Annotated in this window: 17 protein-coding genes; 9 read left to right on the forward strand and 8 right to left on the reverse strand. The window is 43.0% G+C overall.

Annotated features, from left to right (window positions below; all coding sequences use genetic code 11):
• Both RR876_RS13310 and tusA read right to left on the reverse strand, forming a co-directional pair.
• Nucleotides 1-364, reverse strand: a 364-nt coding sequence (locus RR876_RS13310; protein ID WP_332637086.1) for a hypothetical protein, incomplete at its 3' end; no start/stop codon positions are given.
• Nucleotides 365-436: 72 nt separating this feature from the next.
• Entirely contained in the window at nucleotides 437-694 is a 258-nt protein-coding gene (gene tusA, locus RR876_RS13315; protein ID WP_004692640.1) for a sulfurtransferase TusA, read from the reverse strand.
• 212 nt (nucleotides 695-906) lie between these two features.
• Between tusA and RR876_RS13320 the strand changes: the two genes are divergently transcribed.
• Together RR876_RS13320 and lnt are read left to right on the forward strand one after the other, a co-directional pair.
• Nucleotides 907-1746: a CBS domain-containing protein gene (locus RR876_RS13320; protein WP_004978829.1), complete on the forward strand. Its 840-nt coding sequence runs from the start codon at nucleotides 907-909 to the stop codon at nucleotides 1744-1746.
• A complete protein-coding gene (lnt, locus tag RR876_RS13325) occupies nucleotides 1743-3302 on the forward strand; it encodes an apolipoprotein N-acyltransferase (RefSeq protein WP_332478293.1) in 1560 nt (519 codons plus the stop codon). Before RR876_RS13320 ends, lnt begins: the two co-directional genes overlap by 4 nt.
• 66 nt (nucleotides 3303-3368) lie before the next feature.
• Here lnt and RR876_RS13330 read toward each other — a convergent pair whose 3' ends face one another.
• The 4 genes from RR876_RS13330 to gspF form a co-directional block, all read right to left on the reverse strand.
• The gene (locus RR876_RS13330; RefSeq protein WP_078425723.1) at nucleotides 3369-3704 is read right to left on the reverse strand and encodes a tRNA-binding protein; all 336 of its coding nucleotides are present in this window, start codon (nucleotides 3702-3704) and stop codon (nucleotides 3369-3371) included.
• 160 nt (nucleotides 3705-3864) lie between these two features.
• Nucleotides 3865-4200 carry a hypothetical protein gene (locus RR876_RS13335; RefSeq protein ID WP_004978824.1) on the reverse strand — a complete coding sequence of 112 codons (336 nt, stop codon included), beginning with the start codon at nucleotides 4198-4200 and terminating at the stop codon, nucleotides 3865-3867.
• Between the two features lie 283 nt (nucleotides 4201-4483).
• On the reverse strand, nucleotides 4484-4921 hold the full coding sequence (gene gspG / locus RR876_RS13340; protein WP_010325797.1) for a type II secretion system major pseudopilin GspG: 438 nt from the start codon (nucleotides 4919-4921) through the stop codon (nucleotides 4484-4486).
• Nucleotides 4922-4954: 33 nt separating this feature from the next.
• Nucleotides 4955-6160 (reverse strand): type II secretion system inner membrane protein GspF, encoded by a 1206-nt coding sequence (gene gspF, locus RR876_RS13345; protein WP_332478292.1) that lies wholly within the window; start codon nucleotides 6158-6160, stop codon nucleotides 4955-4957.
• A 152-nt stretch (nucleotides 6161-6312) separates the two neighbouring features.
• Here gspF and RR876_RS13350 point away from each other — a divergent pair, with 152 nt between their 5' ends.
• From RR876_RS13350 to RR876_RS13380, 7 genes are all read left to right on the forward strand, one after another.
• On the forward strand, nucleotides 6313-8535 hold the full coding sequence (locus tag RR876_RS13350; protein WP_332478291.1) for a primosomal protein N': 2223 nt from the start codon (nucleotides 6313-6315) through the stop codon (nucleotides 8533-8535).
• Between the two features lie 82 nt (nucleotides 8536-8617).
• The gene (locus tag RR876_RS13355; protein ID WP_332478290.1) at nucleotides 8618-10459 is read left to right on the forward strand and encodes a monovalent cation:proton antiporter-2 (CPA2) family protein; all 1842 of its coding nucleotides are present in this window, start codon (nucleotides 8618-8620) and stop codon (nucleotides 10457-10459) included.
• Between the two features lie 50 nt (nucleotides 10460-10509).
• Nucleotides 10510-11385, forward strand: a complete 876-nt coding sequence (locus RR876_RS13360) for an Hsp33 family molecular chaperone HslO (protein ID WP_332478289.1) — start codon at nucleotides 10510-10512, stop codon at nucleotides 11383-11385.
• 200 nt (nucleotides 11386-11585) lie between these two features.
• Complete coding sequence (locus RR876_RS13365; protein WP_332478288.1) at nucleotides 11586-12038, forward strand: DUF2147 domain-containing protein; 453 nt, start codon at nucleotides 11586-11588, stop codon at nucleotides 12036-12038.
• A 144-nt stretch (nucleotides 12039-12182) separates the two neighbouring features.
• Nucleotides 12183-13136, forward strand: coding sequence for a DnaJ C-terminal domain-containing protein (locus RR876_RS13370; RefSeq protein WP_332478287.1), 954 nt, complete (start codon nucleotides 12183-12185; stop codon nucleotides 13134-13136).
• Between the two features lie 10 nt (nucleotides 13137-13146).
• A complete protein-coding gene (locus RR876_RS13375; protein WP_004978810.1) occupies nucleotides 13147-13503 on the forward strand; it encodes a chaperone modulator CbpM in 357 nt (118 codons plus the stop codon).
• A 73-nt stretch (nucleotides 13504-13576) separates the two neighbouring features.
• Nucleotides 13577-13837, forward strand: coding sequence for a YdcH family protein (locus tag RR876_RS13380; RefSeq protein WP_004692664.1), 261 nt, complete (start codon nucleotides 13577-13579; stop codon nucleotides 13835-13837).
• Nucleotides 13838-13957: 120 nt separating this feature from the next.
• Here RR876_RS13380 and RR876_RS13385 read toward each other — a convergent pair whose 3' ends face one another.
• Both RR876_RS13385 and RR876_RS13390 read right to left on the reverse strand, forming a co-directional pair.
• Nucleotides 13958-15193: a magnesium transporter CorA family protein gene (locus tag RR876_RS13385; protein WP_004692666.1), complete on the reverse strand. Its 1236-nt coding sequence runs from the start codon at nucleotides 15191-15193 to the stop codon at nucleotides 13958-13960.
• 141 nt (nucleotides 15194-15334) lie between these two features.
• A partial coding sequence (locus tag RR876_RS13390) for a S1 RNA-binding domain-containing protein (protein WP_332637087.1) occupies nucleotides 15335-15925 on the reverse strand: 591 nt, incomplete at its 5' end.

Raw genomic sequence — 15925 nt, forward strand, 5'->3', positions numbered from 1 at the left:
TGACTCGACTTTTAAAAACATCTAAATCGGTTTCATACGTCGCAAGTGGCCCATCTAGAAAACTTAGACTGTATGAAATAATCATTTTAGAATACGGATCGTAACGAATATGCTGAACCCAGCTCACACCGGCTTTTTTAATTGGTGTATCTACACCTTCTGCAAATTCAAACTGATAATTATCACCTCCTAAAATAACCGTTTTTGCGGTGGGATGATATTTTTGAAACTCACTGATGTACTGTCCAATTTTTAAACCTGCAACATTCATCGTGCTTACAGGAACTTCACAAGATTTTGCCCAAGAAATTGAACAAAATAATGCAAAAAGATGAGTCCATAAGAACACATTTATTCTTTTCATTCTAATTTCCTTGGATGAACTTGATTTCTTTTTCTTTACTCAAGCTCATTTTAAAAGGCTAAGACAAATGTCTTAACCCTTTTTAACTAAATAATGAAATTCTTTATTGCCGTTTTCGTCTAAGCGCTCTTCTTGCAACAAAAGCTCATGCCCAAGATGCATACAAAATTTCGGAATATCCCATGAGGTGGAGTTGTCCGTTGCAAATACCTCAACCACATCTCCAGATTTAGACTTGCGAATGGCTTGATGCAACATCATCACAGGTTCAGGGCAGCGTAAACCACGGGTGTTTAATTGGATGCTTGGGCTCACTTCCAAATCAGACATATATAAACTCAAAAATTTAAAAACTTGCCAATTTTAACACAACTGCCCATTTCGCATATCTGTTTGCATAGCTTGATGGCAGATGAACCTCGGATTTACAAGTATTGATCTAATCATTCATGCAATCCTTGCTTAATTACAATAGACAACTGTGTTTTCTACGGTATGATAAAATTAAGTTTTTTAGATATTAAGCGTCTTTAGGAAAGATCATGCACGAGGAATCAGGCCCGTCGTGGGGAATGCGTGGCTTACGCAAATGGTTAGGTACCGCGCCAGAAACTCGCGATGAACTGTTAAAGTTAGTTCAAGATTCACGTCGTTTTTTAGAACCCGACACTGTTGCGATGTTAGAAGGCGTATTAGACCTTCCAGCAACCAAAGTCCGCGAGGTCATGACACCGCGTACATCGATGATCAGCCTACAAGAAGATGATGAGTTACTCGACATTCTGCATACTTTGGTTGAGTCGGCACATTCACGTTTCCCTGTCTTTTCATCAGATCAACCAGACAATGTCGTTGGCATTTTATTAGCCAAAGACTTATTGCCTTTTTTGACTGAACCAAACAATAAAGTGGATATACGTGCGCTGATGCGTCAACCTTTATATGTACCTGAAAGCGCACGCTCAGACCAAGTGCTTCGCATGTTGAAAAATACCCAAACGCACATTGCGGTGGTGATTGATGAATATGGCACGACCTCAGGTTTAGTGACGCTAGAAGATATTTTGGAAGAGATCGTCGGTGAAATTGAAGATGAACACGACAAGATCGATGAAGAAGCGGAATATATTATTCCCGACAATGACCCAACGACCGCAAATACGTGGTTGGTTCAAGCACTTACACCAATCGAACACTTTAACAATCTTTTAGATGCAGACTTTTCTGATGATGAGGTTGAAACTGTGGGCGGTTTATTGCTTCAAGAAATTGGTTTAGTGAGTGATTTACAAGGTCAGGTCATTGATCTTGAAAATTGGGAATTTACCATTGTAGAAGCAGATGCACGTTCTATTCATCTGATTCGAGCCGTTCGTAAATGAGAGCTTACTTTGACAAACTGTTAACCCCCAATCCACAACAAAAACAGTTACCTTTAATTTATCCGCTTTTAATTGCCTTATTTTCAGGAGCTGTCTTTAGTTTTGCACTCGCCCCTTATCATTATTGGTGGCTGGCAATCTTATCCCCTGCACTGCTCTATGCCACTTTACGCAAACGCAGTGCAAAGCAGGCCTTTGGCATTGGTTGGGCCTATGGTTTTGGCCTATGGTTCGTGGGGGCTTTTTGGCTCTATACTTCCATCCATGTCTATGGCGATACCAATAGTGCCTTAAGTGTCGGCATGATCAGCATTATGGCCTTGGTCATGGGCTTATTCACAGCTGTCCAAAGCTTTATTTATCGTCGCTTTTTCCCTGAAACGCCTCTAACCTTCGCCCCGCTTTGGGTGCTTTTTGAATGGGCAAAAACATGGGTCTTCACAGGCTTCCCATGGCTGTTTGCAGGCTATGCCTTTACCGAACGTTTACTGGATGGTTATGCACCATTATTTGGTATCTTCGGGGTATCGTTTGTAGTCTTGGTGTTGGCCTGCGCACTGGTCGAAGTTTTAAACCGCCGCGTCTTTTGGGTCATCCCCTCTGCTTTATTGGTGCTTGGCGCATGGGGCGCATCAAAAATTGAATTCGTCTCCGCAAAAAATACACCACCATTATCGGTTTCTTTAATTCAGGGCAATATCCCACAAGACTTAAAATGGCTCACTGAATATCAACTGAAAACACTTGGAATCTATGCTGATTTGACCCAAACAGAATGGGGACGAGACCTCATTGTTTGGCCTGAATCCTCTATTCCGATGTTCCAAAGTGATATTGAACCCTTTTTAGCTGCGATGACGGCACAAGCCAAGAAAACCAACACGGCGTGGGTCACGGGTATTCCATACTGGGATATTTCAGGCTCTGAAACAGTAGGTCGTCCACTGTACTACAACAGTATTATGGCCAATGGTGCTGAAGCCGAAGGACTCTATAAAAAGCAACGTTTAGTACCTTTTGGTGAATATATTCCACTATCTGGTTTACTGAAATGGGTGTTGCCAGCCATGCAGAATGATCCGTCGATGAGTGGTTTTTCGCGTGGTGAACAACAGCAACAACCGCTTTCTATTCATCAGCAGCATTTAGGCGCAGCCATTTGCTATGAAGTGGCTTATCCGAACTTGACGCGTCGTAATGCCAGCCAAAGTGATTTCTTGGTGACGGTTTCCAATGATGCATGGTTTACGGGAACTGCAGGCCCTTTACAGCATTTACAAATGGTTCAAATGCGTGCCAAAGAAAATGGACGCTGGTTTATCCGTGCCACCAATACAGGCGTGACCGCATTTATTGACCATCAAGGGCATATCGTAAAACGTGCTCCGCAAGATGTGGCAACCGTGCTTCGCGGTGAACTGCCTGCTATGCAAGGTCAAACGCTATATACCCGTTTAAGTGACTGGCCAATTTTAGGTTTTTCAGTCTTTTTGCTGATCTTGGGTTGGATCTATCGTCCACGTAAAGTCGATGTATCGTTTAAGTCTCGTCGATAGTTTCTATTGTTAAATCAGACTTTTCCAAAGAAAAACCCAAGCTCAGCTTGGGTTTTTCTTTTTCAGCTACAGTAGCTTGGTGCCTACTGGAACATCTGTATCAGGCACACAAAGTACCACGCCGTCTGAATCATGAAAGCCTGTCACTAAGCACTCAGACTGGATGGGACCAATTTGTTTGTTTGGAAAGTTAACCACCGCCACCACCAACTTACCCAATAACAGTTCAGGTTGATAACGCTCAGTAATCTGCGCACTCGATTTCTTAATGCCAATTTCATGGCCAAAGTCGACATGTAAAATATAAGCGGGCTTACGTGCTTGCTCAAAGACTTCGGCCTGAATAATACGCCCGACTCGGAGCTCGACTTTTAAAAAATCTGCCCAATCGATCTGTTCCATATTTCACTCTATATTTATATTTTCTACAGTATAGGGAGCGAACACTAGGATCATATACGACGAAACAGACAAGCGATCCTATCTTTCCGCCATTCTTCATGGCGCAATAAAAAGCCGAGCCTATGTGCTCGGTTTTTTATCACAACTATAAATGTCAGAATTAAATTTGACTGACCAAATAGGACACCATACCAGCTAAAAAGAGCATCGGGGTATAACGGTAGAACATGACCACTTTTTGTTCTAATGCTGTAATCTGTACTTGATCAAGTGTGAGTACGGTTGCTTTTAACGCAGACCAAAAGCTCAAAACCGCCCATGTGCTGAACAGACTGATTGCAAAGAAACCCACCATAATTTGGCTGCTGCCTTCAGTCGACTGCCACACACTTAAAACACCTTGAGCAACAGGAAGCATACTCAAAATCAAAAGAACAGATTTGAGCATCGACCAATGGAATTGGCTCATTTCATCCAACAAGGTTAATGCTTTCATTCTATTCTCCTCAGGCAAATTAGTTGCCATTGAGAACATTATGCAAGGATTTAAATAAATAAAAAGCCTATTTTTATCCATAATTTACATTATTTGTAATCAATAAATATGGGAATAATTCTTATTATAAATCTCAGCTGATGCTTATTATATTTAATATTTTAAAATCATAATCTTAGGTTTTAATTTTAAATTAAGATGTATTATCATTACAGTCCACATTGACATAACCTATGCACTGTAATGATATATTCAATTAAACCTAATATATAATAATTCTCAATTAAGGTTGATACTGAATATCAGCATCGGTTTCTTCACCACCTTGCTGTCCATCTGCACCAAAAGAATATAAATCAAATGGTCGCCCATCAGTCCCAGGCGCAACATATTGAATATCATTATCCCAACTGTCTTTCGGATATCCACCTTTCACATAACCGCCTGGCAACCAATTTTTTGCAGACTCAGGCTTATTCACCAAAGCGTCGAGTCCACCCTCTTGCATTGAAGGGTATTTACCATTGTCCAATTTATATTGATCCAATGCCGCAGCAACACCTTTGAGGGTAATGACAGTAGTATCAACCTTGGCTTTTTCACCGCGCCCCATCACATTGGGTACAATTAAGGCTGCCAATACACCTAAAATAACAATCACCACCATGACTTCAATTAAGGTAAAGCCTGAAGCTTGGCGTCTATAGATTTTTGATTGCATGTGAATTTTCTCTTCCATCTTATATTTTTAAAATTAAATCATATTGTTCATGTTGACGATTGGTAGCATCACGGCGATCACAATCACCAAAACAATGCTTGCCATCAGAACCAACATCAGTGGCTCAAGTAAAGCCAGCAAGGTCGATATGAGCGTTGTCACTTCTCGGTCTTGCATGGTCGATGCGCGCTCCAACATCCGATCCAATTCACCCGACGTTTCACCACTTTTAATCATTTGTACCATCATCGGTGGGAAATAACCACTGCGCTCCAGCTGGGTCGCAAGGTTTCCACCTTCGGTCACTTTTTCTGCGGCATGATTGACCGCATCGCGAATCACCCAGTTATTACTCACCGCCGCGCCAATTTTTAACGCATCCACCAAGGGCACACCGGACTGGGTCAAAATCGATAAGGTACTGGCAAAGCGTGCGGCATTTATACCACGTGAAAGTTTACCGAATAATGGCAGTTTGAGCGTTAAACGATCAAAGGCATAATGCCCTGCTGTAGTTCTTAAAAATCGCAGTAATAACCCGATGCCCAGTACACAGCCCACCAATAAAAATGGCCATGCCGCTCGAATAAAATCGCTGGCTTTCATCAAGGCAACCGTAATCCATGGCAAGGCATCTTTACTTTGATCAAAGGTTTTGACAATGTCAGGCACCACATAAGTCATAAGTCCCATCACGATGGCAAAAGACATCAGCATTAAAATAATCGGGTAAATCATCGCGCCTTGGATTTTCTTTTGCATTGCAAAGCGATTTTCGGTGTAGTCTGCCAGCTGATCTAAAATTAAGTCTAAATGCCCTGAACGCTCACCAGCGGCAATCGTGGCAATGTACAGCTCTGGAAAACGTCCAGATTGCTGTAAGCCTTGCGCCAATGAATGACCTTCCAATACTTTAGAACGCACTGACATCAATAGATTTTGTACATGTACTTTTTCTGACTGCTTTCCAACCGCACGAATGGCTTCTTCCAACGGAATGGCCGCCGCCACAAGTACCGAAAGTTGACGTGTCAATAAAGCCAAATCATAGGCGGTAATTTGTTTTTGAAACCATGTTTTACTGCTGTGCTTATCTTTTTGTTCAACAGGATCAACCGAGACTGGAATCAGTGCTTTATCACGAAGTTGTTGCCGAATTTGACGCGCTGAATCCCCTTCGAGCACGCCTTTTTGCTGCTTTCCTGCGGCATCGAGTGCGGTAAATTGATATGCTGGCATGTTTACGCTTTCTAATTGTCCATTTAGTCATTTGGCGCTGTTGCATGTCGGCACCAAAATCATTCATATTCTAAGTTATAAATTATGTCATCACTCTAACACAACTCATTCATCGCACAACGACAATTTCATCAGGACAGTTTGAGCTTTTTATGCCAGAAAATACACTTTCCACCACACCAAGCTACCGTATCCGCGTGGCTGTTCCCGTTTATCTATATGACTGTTTTGACTATAGTTTAACGGCTGAACAATACCACCAAGCTGAAGTGGGTGCACGTGCGGCTGTCTCATTTGGTCGCCAAAATGTGGTCGGTGTCATTGTTGAGAAACTCACTGATGAGAAACCACTCGATTTAGGCTTTAAACTCAAAGCCATAACTGAGTTGCTCGATGACAGCGCTATTCTAGATGCTAAAGTTTTAAGTTTATTGACATGGTCAGCGCAATATTACCAATTTCCGATTGGTGAAGTCATGCATGCCGCTTTACCCAGCTTTTTACGCCAAGGTAAACCTTATAACTTACTGGCGCGGATGTGGAAGCTGATTGATGATCATGCCGAAGACAAATTAAAGCGTTCTGAAAAACAACAAGATGCCTATAAAATTTTAAAGCTGCATCCCACAGGAACGTCTGAAAACATTCTAAATTTGGCTGGCATTGAAACTGCGACCTTAAAAGCCTTAGAAAAAAAGCAAATCACCCAGTGCATACTTGAAGCTCAAGACTTTAAACCGCAAGCTATGACGCTGGCGCAAATGCCGCTCACGCCCAATGATGAACAAAAGCGAGCCATTCAAAACATTCTCAAAGCTCGTCATAGCTACCATGCTTTCTTACTGGATGGTTTAACCGGTAGTGGCAAAACTGAAGTCTATTTGCAAGTCATGCAAGAGATTTTAAAACAAGGCAAACAAGTCTTGGTATTAGTGCCTGAAATTGGTCTCACCCCACAAACAGTGAGTCGTTTTCAGTCACGTTTTCACTGTCATATTGCGCTACTACATTCAGGTTTAAATGATTCTAAGCGCCTTCAAGCCTGGCAAAGTGCGCAAACGGGCAAAGCCTCGATTGTGATTGGCACACGTTCTGCCATCTACACCCCCCTTCCGCATTTGGGTTTGATTGTCTTAGATGAAGAGCATGATCTATCTTTCAAACAACAAGAGGGCTTCCGCTACCACGCTCGTGATGTGGCTTTATACCGTGCACACTTAGAAAACTGTCCGATTATCCTCGGCTCTGCAACGCCAAGTATCGACAGTTATGCGTTGGTTGAACAAGGCAAAATGACCCGTTTGGAGTTGGACCAACGTGCAGGTGTGGCCGTGATGCCGAAAATGCATGTGATCGATCTGAAAGTGGCACAAAAACAAAATGGCATCAGCCAACAGCTGATTCATGAAGTACAAAAGCGCTTAGACAAAAAAGAACAGGTGCTGATTTTTTTAAACCGTCGCGGCTATGCGCCTGTGTTGATTTGTGAAAGTTGTGGCTGGCAGGCCAAGTGCCCCCACTGCGATGCCAATTTTACCGTGCATCGACAGCCCTATCAGCATTTGCACTGTCACCACTGCGGCACCATCCACCGCATGCCTGAACACTGCCCACAATGTCAGCATAGCGAACTGAAACCAATTGGTTTAGGCACCGCAAAAGTTGAAGAAAACCTACAAGAACTGTTCCCGAATTTTGACGTGATTCGGGTTGATCGTGACTCGACCAGTCGGGTCGGCAGCTGGCAAAAAATCTATAACAAGATTCAGAAAAGTGAACCCATCATTTTGCTCGGCACCCAAATGCTGGCCAAAGGACATCACTTCCCTTATGTGACTTTGGTTGCGATTTTAGACATTGACTCGGGCTTACTCAGTGTCGACTTTCGTGCCACAGAACGTACCGCACAGCTCATCATCCAAGTCGCTGGACGTGCTGGGCGTGGCGAGAAAAAAGGCGAAGTCTATTTACAAACTCTACGTCCAGACCATCCTTTGCTGAATACCCTGCTGGAATCGGGCTATCGCAGCTTTGCCAAGCAAACGTTGAAAGAGCGTAAAGCTGCATGGATGCCACCTTATCGCTATGCGGCTTTATTGCGCTGTGAATCCAAAGACCAAGAACTGAACCAAAGCTTTTTACAAGAACATGCGCAAGCGCTGCGCCAAGCCTCAGAAAACAGTATTGATATTTGGGGACCGATTCCTGCGCCGATGGAGCGTAAAGCAGGCCGCTATCAAGCGCATATGGTACTCCTGTCCAAAGACCGTGCGCGGATGCATTTTTACATTCGTCAGTGGTGGCAAAATGTCTGGCACAACAAACCGCATGGTATGAAATTGAGCCTTGATATTGATCCACAAGAGTTAAGTTAAGACTTGACGTGAATAAGGTTTAGACCTGAGTCGCGTTCTCCCTTAAACTTCCAACATAAAGAAAAAAATTTAGGACAGGGCAATGTCTCTACTGCTTCAAATCACCCTCTTTTTGGCTGCGGCACTGATGATCGTTCCGTTGGCCAAACGGCTGGGGATTGCCACGGTACTCGGCTATTTATTCACGGGCATCTTACTCGGTCCCAGTGTATTAAATGTCGTCCATGACCCTGAAGACATTCATAAACTCGCTGAATACGGCGTGATTTTCTTGATGTTCATTATTGGACTCGAACTTCGCCCGCAACGTTTATGGGAAATGCGTAAATCCATTTTTGTGATGGGCAGTTTACAAGTAACAGTCTGCGGCGTGCTACTGGCGTGCATCGTCTTTTTTGCCCTGCAACAGCAGATTGCGGCCAGTGTTGTGATTGGTTTTGCCCTTGCCCTCTCCTCTACTGCGTTTGTGTTGCAGCTGCTCAGCGAAAAACAGCAGCTCAATACCACTTTTGGTCAGCAGTCCTTTTCTATTTTACTCTTTCAAGATATTGCCGCGATTCCACTGATTGCAATTATCCCCCTTCTTGCGGGAACAAACTCAACCCATCATGGCGTTGCCTACTTTGCAGCAATTGTGGCTACCTTTACAGGCTTGTTTTTATTTAGCCGCTATCTCATGCGCCCTTTTTTCCGCTTTGTGGCCAAAAGTGGCGCACATGAACTGATTACCGCAGTCGGTTTGTTTATTGTCTTAGGCGTGGTCGCGCTGATGGATGTCTTAGGCATCAGTACCACCTTGGGCGCATTTTTAACTGGGGTGTTACTTGCTGACTCTGAATTCCGTCATGAACTGGAAGCCAGTATTGCACCATTTAAAGGTCTACTTCTCGGTCTATTCTTCATGACCGTCGGGATGAGCACGCAAGTTTCGCTCCTGTGGGAGACCCCAAGTCTGATTATTGGCGGTGCATTATTGCTGATGTTAGTCAAACTGCTGGCCTTAACGGCCATCGCTCGCTACTTCGAGTTTTCATGGCGCAATAGTTTGATGCTGGCAACCTGTTTGGCACAAGGTGGTGAATTTGCTTTTGTAGTGCTCAATGTTGCCATGAGTGAACACGTGATCACCCGGGCCATTTTAGAGCCGATCAATTTGATCGTGACGTTGTCGATGATTCTAACGCCTATTCTGTACTGGCTGATGAGTTCGTGGGTAGTGCCTCTATTCGAAAAAGAAACTACACCTGTCTATGATGAGATTCCTGAACAGCATAACCCGATGATCATTGCTGGCTTTGGCCGTGTCGGACAAATTGTGGCACGATTGGTTCACTTACAGCACCAAACCTTCACGGCGATTGACAGCAATATCGACAAAGTCGATTTCGTTCGCAACTATGGCGGCAAACTCTACTATGGTGATGCCACTCAACCCGATATCCTGCGTGCAGCCGGTATCGAACATGCCAAAGTGTTTGTATTAGCCATTGATGATATTGAAGACTCGATGAATGTGGCACGCCATATCCGACTCAATTATCCAGATTTAAACTTGCTGGTCCGTGCCCGTGATCGACATCATGTACATTTGCTGCGTGACTTGGGGGTGGAGCATATTTGGCGTGAAACCTATTTATCGTCTTTAGGGATGGCCTATTTTGCCCTGCGTAATTTAGGCATTGCAGAACAAGATGCTTATAAGAGCATTGAGTTATTTCGCGATTATGATGAAAAACTGCTCGCACAGCAGCAAAGTATTTATAACGACGAACAGAAGGTCTATGAAACACATCGGAATGCTCTAGCCGAATTAGAACACTTATTTGAAAGTGATACGCAGCTCCGTCAAAGTCCTGTCGGCGTTGACCTACAACGCGAGTTACAACATGATCGAATAGATGTCACACGGGATGAAGTAAAATGACTTGTGTTTTACAATATCGTCACCATTAAGACAGGATATTGGAGAAATTTATGTCTGATTTGCGTCAACGCTTTTATATTGAAGATAGTCCTGTTCGTGGTGAAGTGGTTCATCTAGAAGAAACCCTACAAACCATCTTGGCGCAGCGTGATTATGCACCTGCAGTTCAAGTGCTGTTAGGTGAAATGCTCAGTGCCACGGCATTACTTGCCAGTACTTTAAAAATTAAAGGCCGTATTAGTTTACAAATTCAGGCTTCTGGTAGTTTCAAATGGGCCATGGCTGAATGTAATCACCTTGGTGAAGTGCGTGCCTTGGCGGATTATGAAACGGATCCACGCTTTAATGCTGCCGACAGCAGCAGTACGGTATTGAGCACCCTCATTAGCCCTGTACTATTTATTAATATTGAGCCCGAATTTGGTGAGCGTTATCAAGGGATTGTGGCTTTAGACAAGCCAAATCTTGCGGGTTGTTTAATGCAGTACTATGACCTGTCTGCCCAAATTCCAACGCGTATCGTTTTGGCCAGCTCAGCCCAGCGTGCTGGTGGTTTACTTATTCAACTGTTACCACGTAACAGTGAAGAGGAACAAGAACGTGTCGATCAAGACTTATGGCCACGTCTAACCATGTTGACTGAAACGCTCAAAATCGAAGAGTTAACCGATTTAGAGTCCAGTGAAATTCTTTACCGTTTGTACAACGAAGAAGAAGTACGCTTACCTGAAGTTGAAGCACTGAAATTTGGCTGTACCTGTTCGAAAGAACGTTGTGCTCAAGCGCTTGAACAAATTGGCGCCGAAGCCGTTCGTGAAACGCTAGAACATCAGAACCCAATTACCATGGACTGCCAGTTCTGTAACACGCAATACAGCTTTAGTGCAGAAGAAGCCTTGGGTTTATTTGGTGAACACTTAAGCTAAGCACGTCATGTGCAATAAAAAAAAGAGCAGCTGAACTGCTCTTTTTTTATGCCTTTGTTCTCATAAAAATAAGATAATTCAAATGATTCATCACTTTTATTCATAGATATTTCACTAGTCACACCGCTTAAATTTCGTTATAAATAAACCCATAATTTTTATATGTCTTTATTTTTCTCTTCCATTGGGGTTTTATCATCATGAAATTTTCTTGCAGTCTTTTCGTACTCAGTAGTTTATGCGCCTTCTCCAGTTTTGCAGCCACCGATCCCTTGGTCGGCAAATGGAAAACCATCGATGATAAAACAGGATACTCTCTCAGTGACGTCTTGATTGAAAAAGACAAAAACAATAGCTATAAAGCAGTCATAGTAAGTACGCGCGAAATTCCAGGTGCGGTAAAAATAGAAAACTGTAGCAAGTGTGATGGTGTCAATAAAAATCAACCCATTGTCGGCATGACAACGCTCAGCCATTTGCAGTTAGACAATCCCAAAGATTCGACCTATAGCCATGGACAGCTCCTCGACCCTTTCACAGGGCTACGTTATGACGCATATGCACGACTCAGCAACAATGGTAAGCACTTACGAATTCGAGGAACTTCGACCGAAAATGGCGGTGGGCGCAACATCACATGGGTCAAATATTAAGTATCCCTCATCCATCAAAGCTCCTTTCATCGGGGGCTTTTTTCTTGTCATGTTTTGAAACAATAAGGAACATATCTTTACTGTTGAAATCTGCTGAAAGACTGAATAATGATTAAAACTTAATCAATTTATTTAATCTTATTTATGCCGAAGAACCATTATGAAATACTCGGTTTAACGCGAGATGCGACCGCCGAACAAATTAAAAAAGCCTATCGAAAATTGGCACGTAAGTATCATCCCGATGTCAGTAAGGAGCCTGATGCTGAAGCACGTATGCAAGAATTGAATGTCGCCTATGACACCTTAAGTGATGAAACGAAAAAAGCAGAATATGACTTTGAACTCGATCATCCACAAGGCTCACACCAATTCAATCCCAATGCAGGCTTTGGCGGTTTTGAAGAGGCATTTCGGAATGCTCAAGGCGGACAACAGGCACATGATTTTTCAGGATTTGAAGACTTATTTGGGCGTTTTGGTTCTGGTTTTGGAGGATCAAACTATCAATATCAACGCCAAAATAGCACACGCCATAAAGGCGAAGACCAACATGCGCGTTTAGAGGTCGATCTTGAGGTTGGGTTCCACGGTACCACCCAAACCATTACCTTACAGATTCCCACTTTAAATGCCTATGGTGAAGCAGAAATTCAGCGTAAAACACTGGAAGTTAAAATCCCCAAAGGCATGAAAGAAGGGCAACAAATTCGCTTAAGTGGTCAAGGACAGTCAGGTATTCAGGGCGGTGAAAATGGCGACCTGTATATCGAAATTTATTACAAAGATACGGAGACTACACGCGTTGAAGAGGTTGATGTCTATCACCAACTGAATATCAGTCCTTGGGAAGCCGCTTTGGGGCAAAGCATTACCGCCGCGCTACCCAATGGTCGAACATTACAAATTCAAATTCCGAAAAATGCCAAAACGGGACAGCAACTCCGTTTAAAAGATCAGGGGATTCCAGCCAAAACGGCAGGACATTTATATTTAATTTTAAACATTGTTCAACCTCCTGCGCAGAGTGAGCAAGAACAGCAAGCCTACCAAGCCTTTGCTGAAGCCTTCCCTCACTTTAAGCCGCGTCAGTCTTAAGGAGAAAATTATGACGACTATTCAATATCGTGAAATTATTTTAGACGGATGTCGACACGCTGAAATTGTTGATGAACAACATAGCTTTGATTTAAAGCATTTTGCTGAAGCCTGCGGACAAAGTCCTGAATGGGTTTTACAGCTGTTGGAATATGACATTCTGCCTAACCGACCCGATAACCGCATTCACCAATTTTTTGGTGATGATGTCTCACGTGCACGGCGAGCCTATCGCTTACAACGTGACTTTGATGCCAGCTTTACTGCAGTCGCAATGATGCTGGATTTGATTGAGGAAGTTCAAAAACTTCGTCGTGAAGTAAAACATTTACATCTCACTGACCCAGTTCAAACGACTCAACACTAGTTCTATAAAGAAAGATTGGCGCATGCCTTTCTTTCTTTTTTTTATTTTTGAATAAGAGGATTAGACGGCAACCATGAAACTCAAAGTTTGTAATAAAAAGACTAAGCTCATGTTTCCTGAATACCGAGACATGATTCAACAGCTTAGAGAAGACAATCCGCATTTTTCTAAAATGTTTGACGACCATGAAGCTCTCGATCAGGAAATTTGTTTACTCGAACAAGACCCTGTCAGGATTCATCGTGGAGAGATTGAGCCCCTCAAACGCAAAAAGTTGTTCATTAAAGATCAGCTTTACCGGATTTTAAAAGGAGCCCAGTTAAAAACCTCTTAAATTAAATCTCCCTGCGACGCCCACATATCCGAATAATAAATTGAACAAGGATAGCGTCAGCATATAAAGAAACACCTTAAAGCCCATTGGCTTTAATGGTCTATGCGGAAAATCACCGAATTATTTTAATTTGGTGATTTTCTCTAAATCTTTGATGGTGCCCTTCACGGTTTGCTTGATCGGCTCATAATCGATAAACCAAAACAAATTCATATGTTGATCCGCATGCTGCTGTGCCAACATATCAATGACACTTTTTTCGCCACGCCCGACCAAATGACGTCGATAAAAATAATACAGCAGAATCAATGTGGTCATTAACATGATACCCAACATGATCCAAAACCCTGTTGGGGACTTCAGCCCCGGAATAAACTCGAAGTTCATACCATACACCCCTGTCAACAAGGTTAGCGGCGCAAAAATCGCGGTAATAATGGCTAAAATCCGCATGTTTTCATTGGTTTGATTGGCAATGGCTGAAAAATGTAGATCGATAGCTGCTTGCACTGCATTTCTCAAGCGAATGGTATGCTTTTGAATACGTTCAATATGACTGGTTAAATCATCGACACGTACCAACATGATGTCTTGTTTTTCGCTACGCTTTTTCCCTTTCAAATGCGAATAATTATCGACAATTTCATCACGTAATTCCTGCAAAGTCTCGATTTGTTCTTCACACAAGTTTTCCACTTGTTGGAAAGCCATATTCTCTTGCAACAGTTGATGCCACTTGGTAAAACGACGATGGCCTTGTAAAAGCTCTTGCTGCCAAAACTCCACTCGACGTGTCAGTGGAACACGTAAATCGAGATAACCATCCACCATGTTATTGAGCAGTCTCAGGGTCAAGTCTAAAGGTGTTGCAGGTAATTTTCGTGGCTTATTATGTTCTTCAATCGGACGGCTCAATACCGTTTCCATACGCTGAATATAGCTTTCAACTTCTTTATTGCCCTGCTCTCTAACCGTAATCAAGACTTGCGGCGTGAGCATAAAACTAATCGGGGTCGTCGCCAGGCCAAAAACCCGTTCATGTTTTTCAGTCGCTTGAGTATCAAGCTTGATTTGGTCATCGGGTGTGATCAGCTTACGAAAGATCAGCAAGTCATAATCTTCCAAAGTGTCAAAGGCACAAGGGTGTTCTAAATTGAGAATGTCACGCAGATGATATTCATTCATCCACAGTCCCGTTGCCGCATAAATGTCCTGCTGCCAATGTTCTGCCCGATTGACCACATCGTCACGGCTACACTCCACCCAAATAAACTCGGCTTCCTGCTCTGCAATCGGCTGTTTCTGCACATAAGTATGCTGTGCGGTGGGATGTTGATAGAAATAATAGCTTTGCATATCTCATTTATTATTGTCTGTCTTAGCCAGCATGATGCCATAAAAAAAGCCCTGAGCAAGCCAAAGTTTAAATTGGCCAAGCTCAAGGCTTTTTAAGACAACTCAATTCACATGGCAAACACCGTGTGAATTGACAAGAGATTAAACTTGTTCGATATCTTTCATCGTCAATTTGATACGACCACGGTTGTCTACATCCGCAACTTGTACCTTAATTTCTTGGCCTTCTTTCAACACATCTGCCACGTTTGCAATACGCTCGTTCGAGATTTGTGAAATGTGAAGTAAGCCATCAGTACCTGGAAGGATGTTTACAAACGCACCGAATTCAACGATACGAATGACTTTGCCAACGTAAATTGTACCTGGCTCGATTTCAGCAGTAAGCGCTTGGATTTTTGCAACCGCAGCAGCAGCGGCAGCTTTGGTTTCACCAAATACACGAACAGTACCGTTGTCTTCAATATCAATAGCCGCTTTGGTTTCTTCAGTGATGGCACGAATCGTCGCACCACCTTTACCAATCACGTCACGGATCTTGTCTGGATTGATGTTGATCACTTGGAATGTCGGCGCATGCATTGAAATTTCAGGACGAGCACGTGAAATCACTTGGTTCATTTCGTTCAAGATATGCATACGACCCGCATACGCTTGGTTCAATGCCGCTTCCATGATTTCTTCAGTGATACCTTCAATCTTGATATCCATTTGAAGTGCAGTAATACCGTT

Source organism: Acinetobacter sp. (assembly GCF_036666595.1).
Lineage (GTDB): Bacteria > Pseudomonadota > Gammaproteobacteria > Pseudomonadales > Moraxellaceae > Acinetobacter.